Annotated in this window: 20 protein-coding genes; 12 read left to right on the forward strand and 8 right to left on the reverse strand. The window is 38.3% G+C overall.

Going from position 1 to position 20,508, the window contains the following annotated elements; all coding sequences use genetic code 11:
• Positions 1–53: 53 nt before the first annotated feature.
• The 3 genes from agaR to proS form a co-directional block, all read right to left on the reverse strand.
• On the reverse strand, positions 54–815 hold the full coding sequence (gene agaR / locus B3E00_RS19965) for a transcriptional repressor AgaR (protein ID WP_293939800.1): 762 nt from the start codon (positions 813–815) through the stop codon (positions 54–56).
• A gap of 238 nt (positions 816–1,053) precedes the next feature.
• On the reverse strand, positions 1,054–1,842 hold the full coding sequence (locus tag B3E00_RS19970) for a GDP-L-fucose synthase (protein WP_293885065.1): 789 nt from the start codon (positions 1,840–1,842) through the stop codon (positions 1,054–1,056).
• Between the two features lie 11 nt (positions 1,843–1,853).
• Complete coding sequence (proS, locus tag B3E00_RS19975; protein WP_293885064.1) at positions 1,854–3,326, reverse strand: proline--tRNA ligase; 1,473 nt, start codon at positions 3,324–3,326, stop codon at positions 1,854–1,856.
• A 177-nt stretch (positions 3,327–3,503) separates the two neighbouring features.
• On the opposite strand from proS, the gene B3E00_RS19980 reads away from it, so the two are divergent.
• From B3E00_RS19980 to purH, 6 genes are all read left to right on the forward strand, one after another.
• A complete protein-coding gene (locus tag B3E00_RS19980) occupies positions 3,504–4,682 on the forward strand; it encodes a hypothetical protein (protein WP_293939802.1) in 1,179 nt (392 codons plus the stop codon).
• 72 nt (positions 4,683–4,754) lie between these two features.
• Positions 4,755–6,347, forward strand: coding sequence for a hypothetical protein (locus B3E00_RS19985; RefSeq protein ID WP_293939804.1), 1,593 nt, complete (start codon positions 4,755–4,757; stop codon positions 6,345–6,347).
• Positions 6,348–6,468: 121 nt separating this feature from the next.
• Entirely contained in the window at positions 6,469–7,224 is a 756-nt protein-coding gene (locus B3E00_RS19990) for a hypothetical protein (RefSeq protein WP_293885061.1), read from the forward strand.
• Between the two features lie 11 nt (positions 7,225–7,235).
• On the forward strand, positions 7,236–8,159 hold the full coding sequence (locus B3E00_RS19995; protein WP_209574728.1) for a LysM peptidoglycan-binding domain-containing protein: 924 nt from the start codon (positions 7,236–7,238) through the stop codon (positions 8,157–8,159).
• Positions 8,141–8,830: a uridine kinase family protein gene (locus tag B3E00_RS20000; RefSeq protein ID WP_349676356.1), complete on the forward strand. Its 690-nt coding sequence runs from the start codon at positions 8,141–8,143 to the stop codon at positions 8,828–8,830. Before B3E00_RS19995 ends, B3E00_RS20000 begins: the two co-directional genes overlap by 19 nt.
• A 112-nt stretch (positions 8,831–8,942) precedes the next feature.
• Positions 8,943–10,469, forward strand: a complete 1,527-nt coding sequence (purH, locus tag B3E00_RS20005; protein WP_293939806.1) for a bifunctional phosphoribosylaminoimidazolecarboxamide formyltransferase/IMP cyclohydrolase — start codon at positions 8,943–8,945, stop codon at positions 10,467–10,469.
• A gap of 44 nt (positions 10,470–10,513) precedes the next feature.
• Here purH and B3E00_RS20010 read toward each other — a convergent pair whose 3' ends face one another.
• Positions 10,514–10,885, reverse strand: coding sequence for a YkvA family protein (locus B3E00_RS20010; protein WP_209574734.1), 372 nt, complete (start codon positions 10,883–10,885; stop codon positions 10,514–10,516).
• 316 nt (positions 10,886–11,201) lie between these two features.
• Between B3E00_RS20010 and B3E00_RS20015 the strand changes: the two genes are divergently transcribed.
• The gene (locus tag B3E00_RS20015) at positions 11,202–11,915 is read left to right on the forward strand and encodes a DUF4397 domain-containing protein (protein ID WP_209574736.1); all 714 of its coding nucleotides are present in this window, start codon (positions 11,202–11,204) and stop codon (positions 11,913–11,915) included.
• Positions 11,916–12,008: 93 nt separating this feature from the next.
• Here the strand turns inward: B3E00_RS20015 and B3E00_RS20020 are convergent, their stop codons facing one another.
• Positions 12,009–12,314: an FtsB family cell division protein gene (locus B3E00_RS20020; RefSeq protein WP_209574738.1), complete on the reverse strand. Its 306-nt coding sequence runs from the start codon at positions 12,312–12,314 to the stop codon at positions 12,009–12,011.
• 231 nt (positions 12,315–12,545) lie between these two features.
• Here B3E00_RS20020 and lpxB point away from each other — a divergent pair, with 231 nt between their 5' ends.
• Together lpxB and B3E00_RS20030 are read left to right on the forward strand one after the other, a co-directional pair.
• The gene (lpxB, locus tag B3E00_RS20025) at positions 12,546–13,661 is read left to right on the forward strand and encodes a lipid-A-disaccharide synthase (protein ID WP_293886175.1); all 1,116 of its coding nucleotides are present in this window, start codon (positions 12,546–12,548) and stop codon (positions 13,659–13,661) included.
• A 56-nt stretch (positions 13,662–13,717) separates the two neighbouring features.
• Complete coding sequence (locus tag B3E00_RS20030; RefSeq protein WP_209574742.1) at positions 13,718–14,353, forward strand: hypothetical protein; 636 nt, start codon at positions 13,718–13,720, stop codon at positions 14,351–14,353.
• Between the two features lie 67 nt (positions 14,354–14,420).
• Here the strand turns inward: B3E00_RS20030 and B3E00_RS20035 are convergent, their stop codons facing one another.
• The 3 genes from B3E00_RS20035 to B3E00_RS20045 are packed head-to-tail and all read right to left on the reverse strand — an operon-like array spanning position 14,421 to position 17,517.
• Positions 14,421–15,503, reverse strand: a complete 1,083-nt coding sequence (locus tag B3E00_RS20035) for a DUF3810 domain-containing protein (RefSeq protein WP_293886176.1) — start codon at positions 15,501–15,503, stop codon at positions 14,421–14,423.
• 19 nt (positions 15,504–15,522) lie between these two features.
• On the reverse strand, positions 15,523–16,581 hold the full coding sequence (locus B3E00_RS20040) for a nucleoid-associated protein (protein WP_293939808.1): 1,059 nt from the start codon (positions 16,579–16,581) through the stop codon (positions 15,523–15,525).
• Positions 16,582–16,590: 9 nt separating this feature from the next.
• Complete coding sequence (locus B3E00_RS20045; protein WP_293886178.1) at positions 16,591–17,517, reverse strand: histone deacetylase family protein; 927 nt, start codon at positions 17,515–17,517, stop codon at positions 16,591–16,593.
• 178 nt (positions 17,518–17,695) lie between these two features.
• Here B3E00_RS20045 and B3E00_RS20050 point away from each other — a divergent pair, with 178 nt between their 5' ends.
• Genes B3E00_RS20050 through B3E00_RS20060 form a run of 3 tightly spaced genes read left to right on the forward strand, consistent with a single transcriptional unit; the run spans position 17,696 to position 20,423 of the window.
• Positions 17,696–18,337, forward strand: coding sequence for a YceH family protein (locus B3E00_RS20050; RefSeq protein ID WP_293886179.1), 642 nt, complete (start codon positions 17,696–17,698; stop codon positions 18,335–18,337).
• 6 nt (positions 18,338–18,343) lie between these two features.
• Complete coding sequence (locus B3E00_RS20055; protein WP_293886180.1) at positions 18,344–19,534, forward strand: MFS transporter; 1,191 nt, start codon at positions 18,344–18,346, stop codon at positions 19,532–19,534.
• Position 19,535: 1 nt separating this feature from the next.
• On the forward strand, positions 19,536–20,423 hold the full coding sequence (locus B3E00_RS20060; protein WP_293939810.1) for a DUF72 domain-containing protein: 888 nt from the start codon (positions 19,536–19,538) through the stop codon (positions 20,421–20,423).
• Positions 20,424–20,508: the final 85 nt, after the last annotated feature.

Raw genomic sequence — 20,508 nt, forward strand, 5'->3', positions numbered from 1 at the left:
TTATTGGGGGAATTTTAATTAAAAAATCAGAATGGTCTTGAACCTAATTCTTATTAAACAACAATCACGTTTACACCAGCTTTTTCCAATGATTCTACAAAGCTTGCATTAACCTTATCATCTGTAATTAACATATCAATTTTTTCAAAACCACAAATTCTCCCAAAGCTTCGCCGGCCAAATTTAGAAGAATCTGCAAGCACCACCACTTTTTGAGCAGTATCGATCATAATCCGATTTAATTGTGCTTCCTGGGCGCTTGAAGTTGACACACCATATTCCAAATCGATACCATCCACTCCCAAAAACAATTTACTGCAATAAAAATCTTTTAACAAATTTTCCGCATATTTCCCTGTGACGGAAGTAGATGTCTTGCGAAGCGTCCCTCCCAGCTGCATAATTTCAACAGAAGGATATTTTATTAACTCCATAGCAACATTCAATGCCGAAGTTACTACAGTGATATTGCCTTTTGGAACAATCTGCTTGGCAAGCGACTGCATCGTTGTGCCAGAAGCTATAATGATAGAGTCGTTTTGCTCGATCAGCTCAGCTGCTTTCTTTCCAATCCTACTTTTATCATCCGAACGAAGTTTCTCTTTTTCGAATACAGTACGGTCAGTCGTATACGGATTATATTGTGTCGCCCCGCCATGCGTTCTAAACAACAATCCACTATCTTCCAACAAAGTCAAATCCTTCCGAATAGTTACAGAAGAAACTCCCAATTCTTCACACAGATCAATTACTTGAACTACGCCGACTTCTTTTAATTGTTTTAAGATATATTGATGTCTCTCTACATTTGTCATGGCTTTATATAATAAGCTGTTAAAATAATAAATCTATTACTCGGTTTGTTTAAAGGAAATCCTGATGTCCGGAAATGATCCGTGGCTATCGACAAATTTCAGCGCACAAGATCTTTTAAGTGAATTTAACGTAACTGAATTTGCTTCGCAAGGACTAAGGTTAAATTAATCAATTTATTTAATTTTCTCCACCCAGACAATCAAAATTTCTTTTTCATTTTAAAAAAGAAAAATAAGACTAAAACTGCAATGGGTCAGGCAAAACAAATTGATAGTCCAGCTCTTCTTGCAGTAATTCTCCGCTCACTATTTTCTGAGTCGTTTCAGCTGCTTCGAACGCGAGAGGCAAAGCATAACCATATTTTTTTGCAGAAGCAATAATGACATCTTTTTTCTTAGGATGTAAGGGAGCAACAACATTATAAATGGTATGTTTAAGTGTGCGGTTAGTGGTCGCTTCCAGCAGAGCGACAACGTCGTCAATATGAACAAAATTAGCAGGCTGCTCTCCAGTGGTACAGATACGCTCAGAGAAATATTTTGCAAAGACACGATTCTTACCAAATAGGCCGCCTAAACGATAAACAACGGTATTGGCCAATTCCAACATAGACTCTTCAGCCATCAAGAGCTTTGGTGCAAGCTCAGCCCTATTCGTAAAAGATTCATCAAACACCACATCTTTAGAGGGATAAATTCCAGTAGAACTTAAAAACACATGCGTTTGCCAACTAATACGGCTAAAAAATTGCTTGATATTAAAAAATCTGTTATCTAGCATTTCTACGCTATTTTTCTGACTTGCTGGTATACTATTTAACACGAAGTCAAATTGAATGGGTATATCAACCTTTTCCGGAAAGCTTTCTCCATCAAAATCAAGCATAAACGAAAAAATACCCTCAGCTTTTAGCCGATGGTATTTTTCATATGTTGTTGTGCTTACCCAGACTTCATGGCCTTGATGCTTCATGTATACCGCAAAAGACTCTCCAAGCCAACCACATCCTAAAATGAGTATCCTCATATTGCAAACGATTAATAAGCTTTAGCAAAAAGCACACGCCTACTGGATGGTTTGCCGGTAAATATACAGACCCCTTGCTCTTCCTTTGCTTCCAAAGGAATACAACGAATTGTTGCTTTAGTTTCTTCTTTTACACGCTTCTCCGTTTCTGTTGTCCCATCCCAGTGACAGGAGATAAATCCACCTTTACCTTCCAGTACTTCTTTAAATTCTTCATAAGAATTTACTTCCGTATAATGAGAAGTTCTGAAATTCAACGCTTTTTGATAGATATTTTCTTGTATTGTATCCAATAACGTATTAATCGTACTGGCTAGGCCCTCTTGAGCAACAGTTTCTTTCGTTTGTGTATCACGACGGGCCAATTCTACTGTACCATTTTGCATATCTCTTGCACCGACAGCGACGCGAACAGGTACTCCCTTTAATTCCCATTCAGCAAATTTAAAACCCGGACGCTGTGTATCGCGATCATCATATTTTACCGAAATATCTTTCACCCGCAGTTCAGTTGTTAACTGATTCACAAATACATCAATTTGCGCCTTTTCTTCCTCAGTCTTAAAAATCGGAACAATCACAACCTGAATCGGGGCCAATTTCGGTGGCAATACCAACCCTTGATCGTCGGAATGAGCCATAATCAATGCACCCATGAGTCGGGTAGAAACCCCCCACGAAGTTGCCCATACATGTTCTAACTTGCCTTCTTTAGAAGTAAATTTCACATCAAATGCCTTGGCAAAGTTTTGGCCAAGAAAATGGGATGTCCCTGCTTGCAATGCTTTACCATCTTGCATCAATGCCTCAATACAATAGGTATCCAATGCTCCCGCAAAACGCTCATTTTCTGTTTTCCTTCCACGGACAACGGGTACAGCTAAAATCTTTTCTGCAAATTCGGCATATACATCAAGCATACGTTCTGTTTCCGCAATAGCTTCCTCTTTTGTGGCATGTGCAGTATGCCCCTCCTGCCATAAAAACTCAGCTGTACGTAAGAAAAGACGTGTTCGCATTTCCCAACGCACCACGTTTGCCCATTGATTGACCAAAATAGGGAGATCACGATAAGATTCAATCCATCCGCGATAAGTATTCCATATAATCGTTTCTGAAGTTGGACGCACGATCAACTCTTCCTCCAATTTCGCCTCTTCGTCCACGACGATCTTACCTGTACCATCGTTTTTTAACCTATAATGGGTAACCACGGCGCACTCTGTAGCAAAACCTTCCACATGCGCTGCTTCTTTAGAAAAAAACGATTTGGGAATGAATAAAGGGAAATAAGCGTTGCTATGACCAGTCTCTTTAAATCTTTTGTCTAAGATTGCCTGCATTCTTTCCCAGATAGCATATCCGTATGGTTTGATCACCATACATCCTCGTACAGCTGAATTTTCAGCCAGATCAGCTTTGATTACAAGCTCATTATACCATTGCGAATAATCTTCTGCACGACTTGTTATTCCTTTACTCATATGTGATTGATAAATTATTGTAACATTATTACCTTAAATCCCGTCTGTAATTCCAATGCGAAAAGCGTTCAAAAAAAATATTTGTATTTTTGATTACTTCGATTAAACCACCTCGAGAAATTTGCGTCTAAGATAGTAAATAAGGCTGTATAATCGAAAATAACGATTTAGGATATTATGAAAAAAAATAGATTATTTATCGGAGCACTTGCCATAACAGGAGCGTTCATTTTAGGTTCCTGCGGTACAAGTAGGCAAATTTATGGCGACGATGTCTACGGCAATAATGGGCAAGCGAGACAAAAGGTTTACCAAAGCCCAGATTATTATTACACAGACGCAGATCAATCCGAACAAAACGGACAGTCGCAAGGCGGCTATTATGAGGATGAATATTCTGATCAGGATTACAATAGTGATTCTTATGAAGATCTTGAATATGCCAATCGTATCAACCGTTTTTACTACGCTAGTCCAGGTATGACCTACTTCGACCCATTTTTTGATCCATGGTATGGTTATGGATTTGGAGGATGGTACGGATACGGTCCATCATTCGGAATGGGATGGGGATGGAACTCTGGATGGGGTTCTTCATGGTCAATTGGTCTCGGATGGGGATCTAGCTGGGGATGGGGATCGCCATGGTATGGTGGCTACAGACCTTGGGGTGGCTGGTACGGCGGAGGCTACTGGGGATCTGGTTGGTACGGAAATGGTTACTGGGGTGGTGGTTACTGGGGCAACTCAAGACCACGTTATGCTTCAAGTAGATCAGTTTATAGGGACAACTATAACACGCGTAGTTCATCCTCAAGATCCCGCACTTCTGGAGGATATGACCGCAATAGCGTAGCTAGAAATTCTGGCGGATACGATCGTACTGGGGTAGCTCGTGATTCTAGAGGTCGTATTACGTCTGTTTCCAACAGGTCAAGAACTTCTGACGGTTCCGTAACACGCAGTTATTCTTATGATAGATCAGGAAGCCGAACAAGAACATCTGATGGTGTATCAAATAGAGCTTACTCAGATGGTACACGCTCAAGAACATCGGATAGAGTGAATGGTTCTTATCAAAATAGTACCAGACGCACAAATGGTTACTATAATAATGGTTCGAGAACACGAAACAGTTCTGGTGAAGTATCACGGCCAATGAGCCGGTCTGTGGAAACACGCTCAAGCAACCCGAGTTCAACATCACGACCTTCATATACACCACCGACTAGAAGTTATGATAGTGGTTCTTCTCGCTCTAGTGGAGGCTTTTCTGGAGGCGGAAGCTCAAGATCTTCGGGAGGAGGTTTCTCTGGAGGAGGTAGCTCAAGATCAAGCGGAGGACGTACTCGCTAATTAAAGGCATTTTGAATAGTAGCATACACATCGTTGTGTGCTACTACTTTATTATTGATGATATTTCAGCATATGACAATCAAAAGATTACTTTTTGGAACTGCATTCATTTTAGGTGCAGCAGGGACTACTCAAGCGCAATATACGAAAGATGTACTTCTATTCTCCCAAGGGGACAATGGGGGAACAGCTCGTTTTAAAGCCATGGGAAACGCATCTACCGCATTAGGTGGAGATATAAGTTCGATTACCGGTAACCCGGCGGGTTTGGGGTACTTTAATCAATCTGACGTATCAGTAACAGCCAGATACCTTAACAACAAAAATAAAACCGACTATTTTGGTCAAAATTCAAACAGCAGTAAGAATAATTTCAATCTGGATAATGCGGGTATTGTTTTTCACCTGCCAACCTACCGAAATGGTGGAAATTTAGATAGAGGCTGGTTAAATTTTAATGTGGGTATTGCCTATAACCGCAACAATATCTACAATAATTTATTACAGTATAACGGTGTCAACAACACAAGCTCAATTACGGATGCCTATTCTGACCGGCTATCGTCACCTAGCGGTATGAATGGCTGGGGGCAGGAAGTTTATAGTAATTCATTATTATTCGACGTAGATCCTAAAAAGGCAGGATCATATATACCAATCACGGTTGGCGGGACTTACGATGGAAAGAATGGCTTTAATCAAGTCAATTCCATCTTAGAAAAAGGCAGTAAATCCGAATCTGTTCTGTCGTTTGGTGCCAACTATAGTAACAAACTATATTTAGGAGCTGCTCTAGGATTTACAGCGTTTAGTTACGACAACTCAAGTTGGTTTACTGAATATGGTCAAACAATGACAGCCGACCAATTAAAAGATATCAACAAAGATTCAGAGTTTTTAAAACCAACCAATGCACAGAAGTATGCTATGTTGGATAAAGATTATGAACTTTATGATGATTATGCTCAAGCAACGGATGGTACTGGTGTAGATTTTAAACTTGGGGTCATATACAAGTTCACACCTACTTTCAGCATGGGATTTACGGCGAAATCTCCAACATTTATGAGCATCAGGGATGAATCATATAGTAATTCAGAGTTTCGTTATTTCAGACCTAATGAAGATAAGTCATTTAAAGAGTACCGAACCAGCGATGACGCAGGACATAGTTACCTGGAGTACAATATGAATACACCTTATAAATTAGCTGTGGGTGCAAGCCAAATTTTTTCAAGAGGATTGATAACCGCAGATGTGGAGTGGGTGGATTATGCTGCTATGCGTTTTAGGGATGTAGGTAACTACAGCAAAACGTTAGAAAAAAACATGAATCAAAACATCAAAGATACATATCAAGGCGCATTTAATGCCAGAATCGGTGGTGAAGTTTTGTTTGATAATGTCTTCAGTGGAAGAGCTGGCTTTAATTATAGTGGTAACCCTTATAAAAATGCAGATTATACAAATTATACGGCCTCGCTGGGCATCGGCGCAAAACTAGGCCGTGGCATGTATATTGATTTGACGGGAGCTTATAATGCCATCAATTACAAAGAAAGTCCTTATACTATCGACGAAAACTATTGGAATACTGCAAGCCCCGCTGCAGATATAAAAAACCAACGAACAAATGTTATACTAACAATTGGTTCAAAATTTTAAGATATATTTTTTTTCAAGAAAGTCCAGCGTTGTCTGGACTTTTTTTTGCCACGTCCATTAGCAATTATTTTTGCATTTAACTCATACTTTATCTAAGTTTGTCCCCTTGGATTTAAATCACATGGCAAATCAGGAAATTTCAAAAGCTTTCAATCTCATTTTTACATACCCAATTTGGCGCATAGAAATTGATGCAAAAAATAAATTGATCGCCATAGAAACAAGAAATCCAGAAGATACCTTCCCTTATTTCAACGTCATCACTTTTGAAGGAACTTACGTCTTGCAAGACTTCAAGGCAATCACCAGAGAATGGGTACTTGGTGGAATCCAATGCAAAAAATTAATACTAAAGAAGATTTCCAATAATTCACCGATCGATGCAGGTATACAGGTAATCGATTGCTACAACCCACAGCGTCAAGAAACCTGGTTTAATTACGTTTTCATCAGTCTGGTTGATCAAGGATTGCTCATTAGGCCCAAAACGGTAGCGCAGGGCCAACAATTGTTTTTGAATATTCAATCGATGTCAATCGAAAGCAAAAATTTGATTACCATTAAACCTTATACCAGTGAGCTCGTCTATCCAATTATCTATAATGGTGAAATACCCCTATTTTTGAAGGACTTCCCTATTGATGGTGATATCTGGATAAATCGAGTAAATGACTACTTTATTTGGGCTTTCTATGAAAAACAAAAAAATAATCACTATCAAATCAGGTTAGTTCAATCAACAAGAGAAATGTTGACACAGTCTATCCTTCCGGTTTCGGGACTGGAATTAAAGCTCTTCAACATTTATTTTCTTATTCACGGACAAATATTCCTTTTGACAGATAATAAACGGGAGTTTGTTTCGTATTTAGTATAATTGCAAAATATATGAAAGTTTTATTCGAATTAAAGACATATAAAAAGATAGCTATGCTATCCATCGCAGTAGTAGCTATTCAACAAGTTGAAGCGAAAAATTCAACATCTTTATCTACTTATTCTATTCCCGATTCAATCGGAAATGAGGTGATTAATGGTGAAGAATTCGTACTATTCAAAATTGAAAAAGGAGACAATTACTATCAACTAAGTAAGAAGTATAAAACAACGGTAGGACAATTGACTCAAATAAATGGTAATGGTACGCTAAACCTTGGTCAGATCGTTAAGATTCCGACCGGTCGAAAAGCGAAACCTGTCATTACTAACGACCGTAGCAATCCGGTAGCGCTAAATCCGCGTAATCCGCAGCAGCAAGAAGGTTTTACGGAATACATTGTTGGTGAAAAAGAAACACTTTACGCGATATCCAAAAGGTTTAGTATTTCTGTTGAAGATATCAAAAAAGCGAACAATTTAAAAAATAATATCATTAGCGGTGGAATGAAACTCATGATCCCCAATCAGCCGCTCCCACCGGAAAGACCAAAATTAGTAGAGCCTAAAGGAATCGAAATTGTAAGACCCGACTCCACAGACGATGATAACAAAGAAGAAAATCAAATTTCAACAAACCGTTATGGAATCCGTGAGAAATCAGAACGTGGTATTGGTGTGTGGATTGATGGACTTTCATCTCAAGGCACCAGTAACCTCGCATTACACAAGTCGGCTCCAGTAGGTACCATTCTAAAAATTACTAACCCGATGACGAAAAGCGTTACATACGCAAAAGTAGTGGGCAAATTTAATGATAATGCCGAGAACCAAAATGCAATTGTCGTGTTGTCAAAATCAGCTGCCGCAAGTATAGGAGCATTAGATAAACGCTTCCAAGTGGAAATTGCGTATGGATTACCGCTAGAAAATTAACACAATCAAATAGCTTTTATAGCACAATACAAATGAATAACAAACCGTATGTCATAGGAATTGCCGGTAGTAGTGGCTCTGGGAAGACTTTTTTCTTAAATAGTTTTTTAAAACATTTCAAGCCCAGTGAGGTCACCTTAATTTCCCAAGATGATTATTACATCCCTGCCAATACCAAAACTCAGGAGGAAAATAGGCTCTATAACTTCGATATTCCAACATCAATCGACAGACAAGCTTTTTACAAAGATATCAAAGCACTTTTTAACGGTGAAACAATACATAAGGAAGAGTATACCTTTAACAATCCTGCCCTAACACCAAAAATTTTAGAGATTAAACCGGCTCCGATTTTAATTATCGAAGGCTTATTCATTTTCTATTATACAGAAATTAATGATTTAATTAATCATAAGATATTTTTAAGCGCCGATCAAGATATCGCATTGAGACGACGCCTACACCGCGATTTGGTTGAAAGGGGCTACTTTGAAGACGATGTGATGTACAAATGGGTGAACCATGTACTCCCATCTTATAACGAGTATCTATTACCCTATCAAGATACTTGCGATCAGGTAATATTCAATAATACCGATGAGCCAGAACCAATATGGGAGATCACCAATCAAATTTCTAAAGAGCTAAAGTTAAAGCTCAATTTGGTATAAAATTACGAAGGAGAAGCTATCAAATAGATTCTCCTTTATTTTTAAAGTATTTGATTTATTGATATCAAAATTTTAAATACCTATCTTTGCGCCACGAAACAAATCCATCATAATGAACCATCCTGTAAAGATTAAAAATGCTTTGGTTTCAGTCTATTATAAAGACGGCCTAGCTCCTTTAGTTGAATTATTAAACAAATACGGTGTTACCTTCTATTCCACTGGCGGAACAGAGACATTTATCAAAGATTTAGGTATAGATGTTGTTCCAGTGGAAGACCTCACGAGCTATCCTTCTATTTTAGGTGGTCGTGTAAAAACTTTGCATCCAAAAGTGTTTGGAGGTATTTTGGCTCGCCGCCCCCTTGAGTCTGATCAACAGCAGCTTGCCCAATACGGGATACCTGAGATCGATTTGGTTATTGTGGATTTGTACCCGTTTGAAGAAACAGTTGCTTCTGGTGCATCCGAACAAGATATTATCGAAAAAATTGATATCGGTGGAATTTCTTTGATCCGTGCGGCGGCTAAGAACTTCAACGATGTTGTAATTATCTCTTCTAAAAATGATTACCAAGCATTGGAAGAAATACTCGCAAATCAAGAAGGTAATACTTCTCTAGAACAACGTAAAGAATTTGCCAAACGCGCATTCAATACATCGTCGCATTACGATACCGCAATCTTCAATTACTTCAATCAAGAAAACCCACTTCAAGTTTTTAAACAATCTGAACAAAAAGCCCAAGTACTGCGCTATGGTGAAAATCCTCACCAAAAAGGCGTTTTCTTTGGCGATTTAGATAACATGTTTGATAAATTAAGCGGCAAAGAATTATCCTATAATAATCTTGTTGACGTTGATGCGGCGGTAGATTTAATTGATGAGTTTATAGAACCTACATTTGCGATTCTAAAACATACAAATGCGTGTGGAGTTGCCTCTAGACCAACGATCAAACAAGCCTGGTTAGACGCATTGGCTTGTGATCCTGTTTCAGCGTTTGGTGGAGTTTTAATAACAAACGGTCAAGTAGATGCTGCAACAGCTGAAGAAATTAATAAATTATTCTTTGAAGTATTGATCGCACCTTCTTATTCGGAGGAAGCTATCGCTATACTTACCGCGAAAAAGAATAGAATTATTCTTGTTCGTAAAGAGGTTACATTACCTAGTCAACAGTTCAAAACATTGTTGAACGGCGTTATTCTACAAGATAAAGACAAAACAATTGAAAATGCAGAGCAAATGGTTACTGTAACGAAAGTAGAACCTACTGACGAACAACTTCAAGACCTATACTTTGCGAACAAAATCGTTAAACATACCAAGTCAAATACAATCGTGTTTGCCAAAAATGGCACTTTATTAGCGTCCGGAGTAGGTCAAACATCTCGTGTAGACGCATTAAAACAAGCTATCGAGAAAGCTGTTTCTTTCGGTTTTGATCTCAAAGGCTGTGCGATGGCATCAGATGCTTTCTTCCCTTTCCCTGATTGCGTTGAAATCGCTTCGGAAGCAGGTATTGCAACCGTATTGCAACCCGGCGGTTCAATCAAGGATCAGTTGTCGATAGATATGGCCAATGAAAAAGGAATTTCAATGGTGACAACGGGGGTTAGACACTTTAAGCACTAAGCAGTCTTCAACCATTAATAAAAAAGCTACNNGTAGCTTTTTTATTAATGGTTTATTTCAAAGTTCAATCTTTCGAGCTTATAACGCTCTATCTCCTCCGACAGCTTACGGATGGCATAAGCTACAATAGCAACATCATCTATCCAGCCGCCGACAGCAATAAAATCAGGGATAGCATCTATCGGAGAAATCACATAAATGATCGTTCCGATGATGATGGATAGATTCCAGTTGTTCATCTTAAACTTACCTGTGATTGCGTCTTTACACATCGCGATCAGTAATTTAAATTCGCCAACATAGCTACCTAGGTTTTTTGCCTTAGATTCCGCCTGAGATAACTCCGCCTCCGTAATTTTACGTTGTCTAAAGCGCTCAAACATACCTGTTGCAATCTTCTTAATTCTACTGTTCATAATCCAAAATTAGGATTACTAGATTAATAATCCAAATCCCAACTTTTCAGCGGATTCACTCTCAATAAGGATCACTAATCAGGACGACCAACTATTTGCACTACAGTGATAATATGATACGACAAACATTTACTATCAAGCTGCTATACGACCTATTTTACACTTGGAATAGCCGAAGCACGCTTGATTAAATAACAACTACACACAAATTTATTATTTTTATAGCTAGCTGTAGCAAACTATCTTTAATGTGCGTATAATAGACAACACAAGCGCAATGTGTTTTATACAACAAAAGATTTAATGTTACACAGTTATGAAAAACTATAGATTATTCAATTTTATCTCCATCGTTCTAGCGACATTCTTACTTTCAAGCTGTCTGAAAGATAATGATGACCAAAAAATTCCTATGGCGCTCTTTACCATGGTTAATGGTTACAGCGACGCTAATGCTGTCGTCTATTATGCGGATGGCGGGGCTTTACAAAACCCCAATTATCCTATGGAATTCAAAAGCTATAGGCCAATCGTTGGACTATTCACCGGAGCTCGAAAAATAGCTGTTTCCTCCGAATATAACAGTATCTTGACAGATACAACAATTACTGTAAAAGACAGTACGATATATACATCCTTTCTATTTGGAACAAAATCAAAACCGGTACAGATAATCACGACCGACAGAATCAACAAGGAAATTAAAAACACCGAATCCGGTTTACGTTTCTTTAATCTTGCGGAGGGAACAGATCAGGTCACCCTTCAGATCGGCAGTGAGACCTCCCCGTCAGAATGGACAAATAGAGCTAAAGAAACACAGAACTCAGCAAACGCGCATCAGGGATTTATTGCGCAAAAAAGTGGAACATTCACTGTCACAGCACGTGATAAAGCAGGGAAAACAATCGCGACCCGGAGCGAAATTAAATTGGCTGAAGGCTATTATTATTCTTTAATACTCATCGGTAAGGCAAATGATCAAAACAAACCATTATATATTGGTTTAGTAGCTCAAGCTGCAAATTAAAATACCCATATCTATACACTTTTTATAACGGCGGCCATCATGTACATGTGATGGCCGCTCGCTTTTTATTTCTTTGAATATACTTCTCAGCTATTAAGGATTTTCTTTAGGTGCCACTTTAGAAATAACATAAATATCCTCATTATCTTTTTTCATCTTATACTTCTCACGGGCAATACGCTGTACTTCTTGCGGGTTGGAACGAATATCGTTAATTGTTTTAATGATTGCCGCATTTTCCTTAAGGTAAAAAGAGCGCTCACTCTCCAGGTTCGCTTTCTGTTTTTGATAACTATACTGTGTGGCAAAGTCATTTCTATCAAAAAATAACATCCACACCAAAAAAGCCAAAGCGGCTAACAAATACTTATTTCTTATTAAATACCACAATCGTTGCATAAGGCAAAAATACTATTTAGCTTTTATACTCAAGATTTTTTCTTCACAAGTTGACCATCTTTGATTAAATATATGGAATATTATAGGCAAATTCATCATATGCCTAGAATAATCTTATCTTTAACAGTTCATAAACAATCATTTCAAGGGAATATCCATTTTAAAACTACACCCGATTTTAAAATAGAAAGGTATATTCGATGGGATGATTAAAGAATAAATCATTGACATATGAAATACTATCTTATAGCAGGCGAAACTTCAGGAGACTTACACGGTGCAAACCTTATTAAAGCATTAAAAATTGAAGATCCCGATGCAACTTTTCAAATTGTTGGAGGAAATCTAATGCAGGAAGAGGCTGGGAAAAAGCCATTAATTCATACATCGCAAATGGCTTTTATGGGCTTTATAGAAGTTATAAAAAATCTGCCAAAGATATCAAGGAACCTCAAACAAGTTAAAAATGATCTATTAAAAGAAAAACCAGATACTGTCATTCTGATAGATTTCCCTGGCTTCAATTTGAAAATTGCTGATTTTGCGAAAAAACATGGAATTAAAACCTGCTATTATATTTCCCCTAAAGTATGGGCCTGGAATCAAGGCCGTGTAAAGAAAATCAAACGGATTGTCGATCACATGTTTTGCATTCTGCCTTTTGAGGTGGATTTTTACAAAAAATGGCGCATGCCCGTAGATTATGTTGGAAACCCACTATTAGATGCGATTTCAACCTACCAATTCAACCCCAATTTCAGAGCAGAAAATGGTTTTTCAGAAAAACCACTCATCGCCCTCTTGCCGGGAAGCCGGGAAATGGAAATTACTAATATTCTGCCTATCATGGCCGAACTTCCGTTCTTTTTTCCTGTTCATCAATTTGTAATTGCAGGTGCTCCCAATTTTGATGAAGCGTTCTACAAGCAGTTTTTTAAAGGTATCGATATTCCCATAGTTTTCAATCAAACTTACGATATTCTCAATAACGCGGAAGCCGCAGTCGTTACGAGTGGAACTGCTACGCTCGAAACAGGTATTTTGAAAGTACCCCAGGTAGTCGTCTATAAAGCTAACCCAATATCGGTATGGATAGCTAAACTAGTTGTCAAAGTCAAATTTATCTCGCTCGTAAATCTAATCAATAACTTTTTATCAGTAAGGGAATTGATTCAAGACGACTGCACAGCGTATGATATTTCCTATGAAGTAGGTGAATTGATCAATAACAAAATGCATCGCGAAAGTGTGATGGAAAACTACGATATCCTTGCTGAAAAACTGGGTTCTCCTGGGGCTTCAGAGAAAACTGCCAAATTGATTGTAAAATATCTCGCTAAAATTTAAACTCTTTTACCTTTCATTTGTCAAACTATCAGTAGTCACTATTAATTAAAAGGGTTATGAAATGTAAAATTATTCTAGGCTTTTTTCTTTGTTTTGCAATGACCTTAACAGGTAAAGCACAGGAAGTACAACATATTTCTAAATTAGAAATTGGTAAAAAGGCAAAAAAAAATATCGATAATAGAGATTCTACTGTCGCTATACACATCGATACCTTGATCATGAAGGATAATTCTACTTTTTCTTTCTATGGTAAGAAAAATGTTAAGCTCACCATTGGTTATGCTGAAATTGGAAACAAAGCAACTATCCATGGAACAGATGGGAAGAATAACGGAACTAATTTTGACATCAGTGCTAATTTTCAAAAATTAGGGTCCCTATATATCATTGCAAAAGGAGATGACGCTTTCAATGGAACCAAAACTTTTCCGAACGGAAATGGAGGAAAAGTTAAAGTCACTTTAACAAACGGAAGTATTAAACCTCAAACAACGGACAAGAAAGCGACAAATTATATTTATGCAGATGTAGTAGCAGGTGGACGTGCCGTCAATGCAAATTCGGACTTAAGAAATATTTACGACCGGATTAAAACCGCCCCCACCGGATTAAGAGGACTACCTCAAGGGCAAATTTTCTCTGGGAGCCCCGGAACAGAAGGAACATTTGAACTAATTTCAACCCAATAACACTAAAGTTAAAATCATAAAAAAGCCGTATTGTTTTTTTAATACGGCTTTATATATAATCCCTATCCTACTGCCTACACGCTCTTGTTTTAAGCTCATAGGCCAATACCAGCCGCGTCATCCGATCATATCGGGCTATTCCTTCCTGCTGATTATTGTGTTTTAGGTATTGGTTATAGAACAAGCCCATTACATCGTCGACCCACCCAGTATATTGACTCCAAAATTGTCTTTCTCCTGCTAAGTCTCTCAACACCTTTACACTTAATCGCCCTTTAAAATCTTTCCATAACTCAGGATACATGCCCTGAAGCTCACGCAACATATATAGGGAGGTCTGTAGATAGGCCGAATACCGGTAAAAGGTTTGAGGATGATTCTGTAAGCGCACGAAAGCAATAAAATTTGCCTCATCTTCAAAACCGATGCCTTGCTGGTGAGCAAGTTCATGCACAGTAGTAAATGGTAAAAAAGTTGCTGGCATGGCTTTATTCACTTGAGCTTCGTGGGTAAATGGATTAAAATATCCCGACACACCAAAAAAAGAAACCATACGGCTATTAATCGGTGATTTTACGCCAATTTGATCTGTTGATAAAAAATCCGCAAACGTTGTATCGTTTTTGACCCATCTTGTCAACTCTTTTTGAATAAACTCTTTACGCTCTTCCCATTGCGATGGATTTACATGTTCACGCAAGGTATTTGTACTATCCAAAAAATCATTCAATACCATTAGATAATCCGCTAGTCTTAAGCTATCGACTTGCAGATGTACATTTGTACTGATTGGCTGACGGTAATAGTTGAGCCCCCAAGATAGGTAAAAGAAACAATAGAGTCCGAATAACAAATTGATCATGGACAATACTAATCGAACAAATCTTTTCCATCTTCTTTTCCATATGTTTCCAATTAATTTCGCAGCTAAATAGAAAAAAAACACAACAACTGCAACATACAAGAGATCGCCTAGACTAAAGGGAATATAACCAAACACAAACCTCGGCACATGACTATAAAAACGATAAAATCCCTGTGCATAAAAGACCTCAATCCATTGGCTGTTTTTCTCGGTCACGGAGAAAAATAAAGTCCCAATAAATAGAGCGAAAAAAGTAAAAACTGCTATTTTATCCCGCTTTTCCATTCAATAATTTTTAAAACGATTAACTTTCGTTCTCAAAATAAACCTTATAGAAATTCATACCCTTATCCTCATCATAACCTTTTTCCAGATATTCACGTTTACCATGAACATAGATATGAAAATTCTTATCAAGCTTTAAAACAGACTTGTAAGAAGATTCCATTTTTTTTACGGCTTTGTCTGCTATTTCAAAATTTGCCTGAAATGGCGTGTCAAATTCATCCTCAAAACCAGCTTTAAAATCTTGGAATAAAGCAATTGCCTGTGGATTCCCCAACACTTCCTCCTCAAACTCTTCTTGTACAAATGTTTCCTTTTCCTTAAAGTAGTTCATGGATTTATTTAACAGATCAATCTTGTCCGCTTTTTCCAATTCAAAAGTCTCATCCAATTTTTGCTCCACAAAATTCTTATAAACTTTCAGATAATTGCCTGTTTGATTAAAATTATCATTGCGCACGCGCAATTGAAGAAAATCATCCTTCCAGTAAACCGCCTCCTGCTGCCTATTTGTCTGGTCAAGCACCAATACCTTATATCCTTCTTCCTCTTCTACATTGATAATAATACAGCCTTTATCCAGTTTATTAATATTAATTGCTTCTTGTTCATACTCCAATAAAAATGCACCTTGTTCTGGATATACTTTCAGATAAGTTTCTTTATTCTCGGATTTGAATATACCGATGGCATCATGTTCTTCCCCTTCGATCTGAACGTTCTTCAACGCTACGACATACACCTCTCCTGCTTTGATTTTAGGATGATTGGAAACTTCATACAGGTGTTTTGAAATTTGTTGGGAAAAATCATGAAATGGAAGCTGATTCTTGAAATACTGTCTTACAAAATAGAAAATCTCATTCAGCTCTAATTCTTCATTGGGATGATACAGACGATATACCTCGTTCACCTTTGCAAAGGGACTCATAAAATATTGCATCAGTAGCCCAGGTAGCACTTCATCTTCCGCAAGAGAAACGGGGGCATCTGACAAAATATAAAATTCATCCTGGGCCTTATTGCCCACGCGATGAATAGATAACGCTTCAAAAGTTGCATCTTGGTGAAAAAACATATTTTTATCTTATAAATTATATAAATCTATTGCTATTTTAAAAGTCTGACAATGTGCATTGACAATATCTTTAATTTCGGGAGAATAGCCTCCTCCCATGCTTACCTGAATAGGGATGCCGTTTTTATGGCATATCTCAAAGACCAGTTCGTCTCTGCGACGACAGGTGCTAATACTTAAATTTAACTTCCCTAGCTTATCTGTTTCTAAAATATCCACCCCAGCTTGGTAGAAAACAAAGTCAGGCTCAAATTTCCTGAATATATCCGCTAAGTTATCTTCCAATAAACCAAGATATTCTGCATCCGAGATATCATCTGATAAACCGATATCCAGATGCGATCGCTGTTTGATAAAGGGATAATTTTTCTCGCCATGCATCGAAAATGTAAATACCTGCTGATGTCCTTTAAAAATATGCGCAGTACCATTACCTTGATGTACATCCAGATCAATGATCAGGATACGACTGGCATATTGCTGCTTCAGTAGGTACCCAGCTGCGGTTGCCTGATCATTTATCAAACAAAAGCCTTCACCAAAATCATAGCCAGCATGATGGGTTCCTCCGGCAATATTAAATGATACCCCATACGCCCTTGCATAGTTTGCACTTTGGATTGTCCCATCGAGAATATAGCGTTCCCTGTCAATAAGACCTTGGGTCAATGGAAAACCTATTCTACGGACCATTTTGGAATCCAGTGTAAGCTCAAATAACTGCCTTACATATACCGGATCATGCACCAGACAACAGGATTCAAAGCTCGCAAGTTCAGGACTGAAAAAATTAGACTCATCCGCCATCCCTTCATGTTTTAACTGTAGAGGAATGAGCTCATACTTCAACATCGGAAAACGATGCCCTTCTTTTAGGGGGTGGACAAATTCTGGACGAAAAGCTATCTTAAGCACCTTAAATCTTATATTACTCATGCGAATATAAGAAATCTAAATACATAACCCGTACCAATTTATTTCAACAATATCGATTGGATCTTTGGAGTTATATGAGAAAAAGGGCATCTTTGAGAAAGAACAACCGGCAAGCCAATGTTATTACACCATAACAGCATACTTGTACTCGATCATAAATTTTTATTATTGAAAATAAATGGAAACAACTAATTTGCCTCAATTGTCTGCCATGGAACAACGTGTGCTAGGCTCACTAATCGAAAAATCGAGAGTTACCCCTGAATATTACCCAATGACCATCAACAGCTTACAAGCTGCTTGTAATCAAAAAACTTCCCGTAAGCCAGTTGTACAGTATACAGAAGAAGATATTGTTGCTACGCTGGATGTATTGAAGAAAAAGGGCTTAATCGCTACTGTTATAGGTGGCGGGTCACGTGTCACGAAGTATAAACACAATTTTGCCATCCAGTTTCCACTCGTGCCTTCTGAATTATCCATTATTTGTTTATTGCTTCTTAGGGGGCCAATGACCGCAGGTGAAATCAACTCAAACTCCGGAAGATTGTATGAATTTGAGTCATTGAGCGAAATCAATGCACAATTGGAAAAATTAACCCAAGAAGGTTACATTAAATCTTTACCGAAACAGATGGGACATAAAGAAGTCCGCTATATTCATTTATTGGGAGAAATCAATCTTGAAGTTTATGAAACTAGCGGTCCCGTGGGCAGCGCCTCAAATGACCAGCTCTTACTAGATCGAGTAGCTCAATTGGAGGAAGAAGTGGCAGCGTTGAAACAGAAGTTTCAGGATCTTTGGGATGAATTACATTAAACACCCATGTTGCAAACAATAGATTCAAAAAAAGAATTACCGAAAGCAACCTTGTGGCTTATGACCATCGCCACTGGTTTGGTTGTCGCCAACAATTATTACAATCAGCCCTTACTAGGATTGATTGCCAAAGACCTCCATGTTGATGAGGCTACGGTTAGCAATTCAGCTATGTTGACTCAGATTGGATATGCATTTGGTCTCTTACTGATTGTTCCTTTAGGAGACATGTTTAAACGGAAAAAAATGATCTTGATCGACTTCGTTTTTATTATCTTTTCCTTAATAGGTATGGCTATTTCCACCTCAATTCTATCGATTTTAATATTCAGCTTTTTGATAGGTTTTACGTCCGTTATTCCTCAAGTTTTTGTTCCTATGGCTGCGGAACTTGCGCAGAAAGAAAAGCAGGCTTCGGCCATAGGAATGGTCATGTCGGGTCTGCTGATCGGTATATTACTTTCGCGGGTTTTAAGCGGATTTATCGGTTCTTATTTCGGATGGCGTGAAATGTACTGGATCGCCGCAGTAATCATGATCGTTACGGCCATAGCCATAGCCATCAGGTTACCTGAAGTGATGCCTAATTTTAAAGGTACCTATAGCGAATTGATGCGTTCGGTCTGGGGCTTTGCCAAGAAACAGCCCGTACTGCAATTAGCTGCATTCCGTGGAGCCATGGGCTTTGGCGCTTTTTCTGCATTCTTCACAACACTTGTGTTCCACCTTGCGGCCCCACCTTTCTTTGATGGCCCGGCAACCGCCGGAGCATTTGGCCTCGTAGGCGCATGCGGCGCACTAGCCGCTGCTTTCGTCAATAGACTGACTGTATACATGAGCAAAGCAAAAATTATCCTGTACGCTATTCTATTAATGTTGTTTAGCTGGTTGTTATTTGCCCTCTTTGGTAATTATTATTGGGGACTGATCTTCGGCGTTATTTTGATTGACCTTGGCCTACAATCCATGCACATCCTAAACCAAAGTGATTTCTATGCACTAAACCTTGGCGCCAATAACCGACTTAACACGGTATACATGGTCAGCTATTTTATTGGCGGATCAACAGGCACCTTTTTTGCTGCACAGGCATGGCAACACTTTCAATGGCCAGGCGTTATTTTCGTAGGTACATGCTATACGCTTTTGGCCCTGTTGGCTCATGTATTATTTGATTATAAATTAAGAAAAAACTGATATGAAATTCGGCCAAGTAGAACATCCTGAGGAAATCGACTTTACCCTTCCCCCAACTCCACCAGAAACATTAAACCTATTGCAGCATTTCAAAAATGACAAGCCTTTCGAGGTATATGTAGGTTGTGCAAAATGGAATAAACAGGATTTAAAAGGTTTTTACCCGAGAGGTACAAAAGATGAACTTGCGTATTACTCCACACAATTTAACAGCATCGAACTCAATGCTACATTTTACAATTCGCCTAGCATAGATCAGGTGGAGACCTGGAAACACAAAACACCTGCTAACTTCAAGTTCTTTCCAAAGATTCCACAATCTATCAGTCATTTCAGCCGATTGTTAAACACTGCTGATAAGGTGAAACTTTTTACAGACGCTATCGTTCATTTCGATGAAAAACTGGGTATGGCCTTCCTACAGATGCATGACAATTATAACCCAAAGGATATGGCCCGTTTAAAACTATTCTTACATGACTGGCCTACAGAAGTTCCTCTGGCATTGGAAGTGCGAAATAAAGAGTGGTTTTCAAAACCCACTGTCACAAAAGAACTATATGCTCTGTTGGAAGAGACCAATGTGACTAATATTCTGGTCGATACTGCAGGCCGACGAGATATGTTGCATATGCGTCTAACCACGCCTACTGCTTTTATCCGTTATGTCGGTGCCAACCACGCGTCAGATTATGATAGACTGGATCAATGGATCAATGTGTTGAAGTTGTGGCGAGAAAATGGCCTACAAAAACTGTATTTCTTTATTCACCAAAACATTGAGGTGGAATCCCCCCTACTGGCGACACATTTTATCAAAAAACTGAACACAACATTAAACTTGGATCTGACTCATCCAAATAAAAACACCCCCAATACCCTGTTTTAATAAAGACAAAGCACGAGCGTAAATGAGTTGACCATCGAGAAAATCGTTGGAAAATTCATTACTACAAAAAGAAGCTGTCTCAAAT

The sequence above is a fragment of the Sphingobacterium sp. UBA5996 genome (assembly GCF_002429765.1).
In the GTDB taxonomy this organism is placed as follows: domain Bacteria; phylum Bacteroidota; class Bacteroidia; order Sphingobacteriales; family Sphingobacteriaceae; genus Sphingobacterium.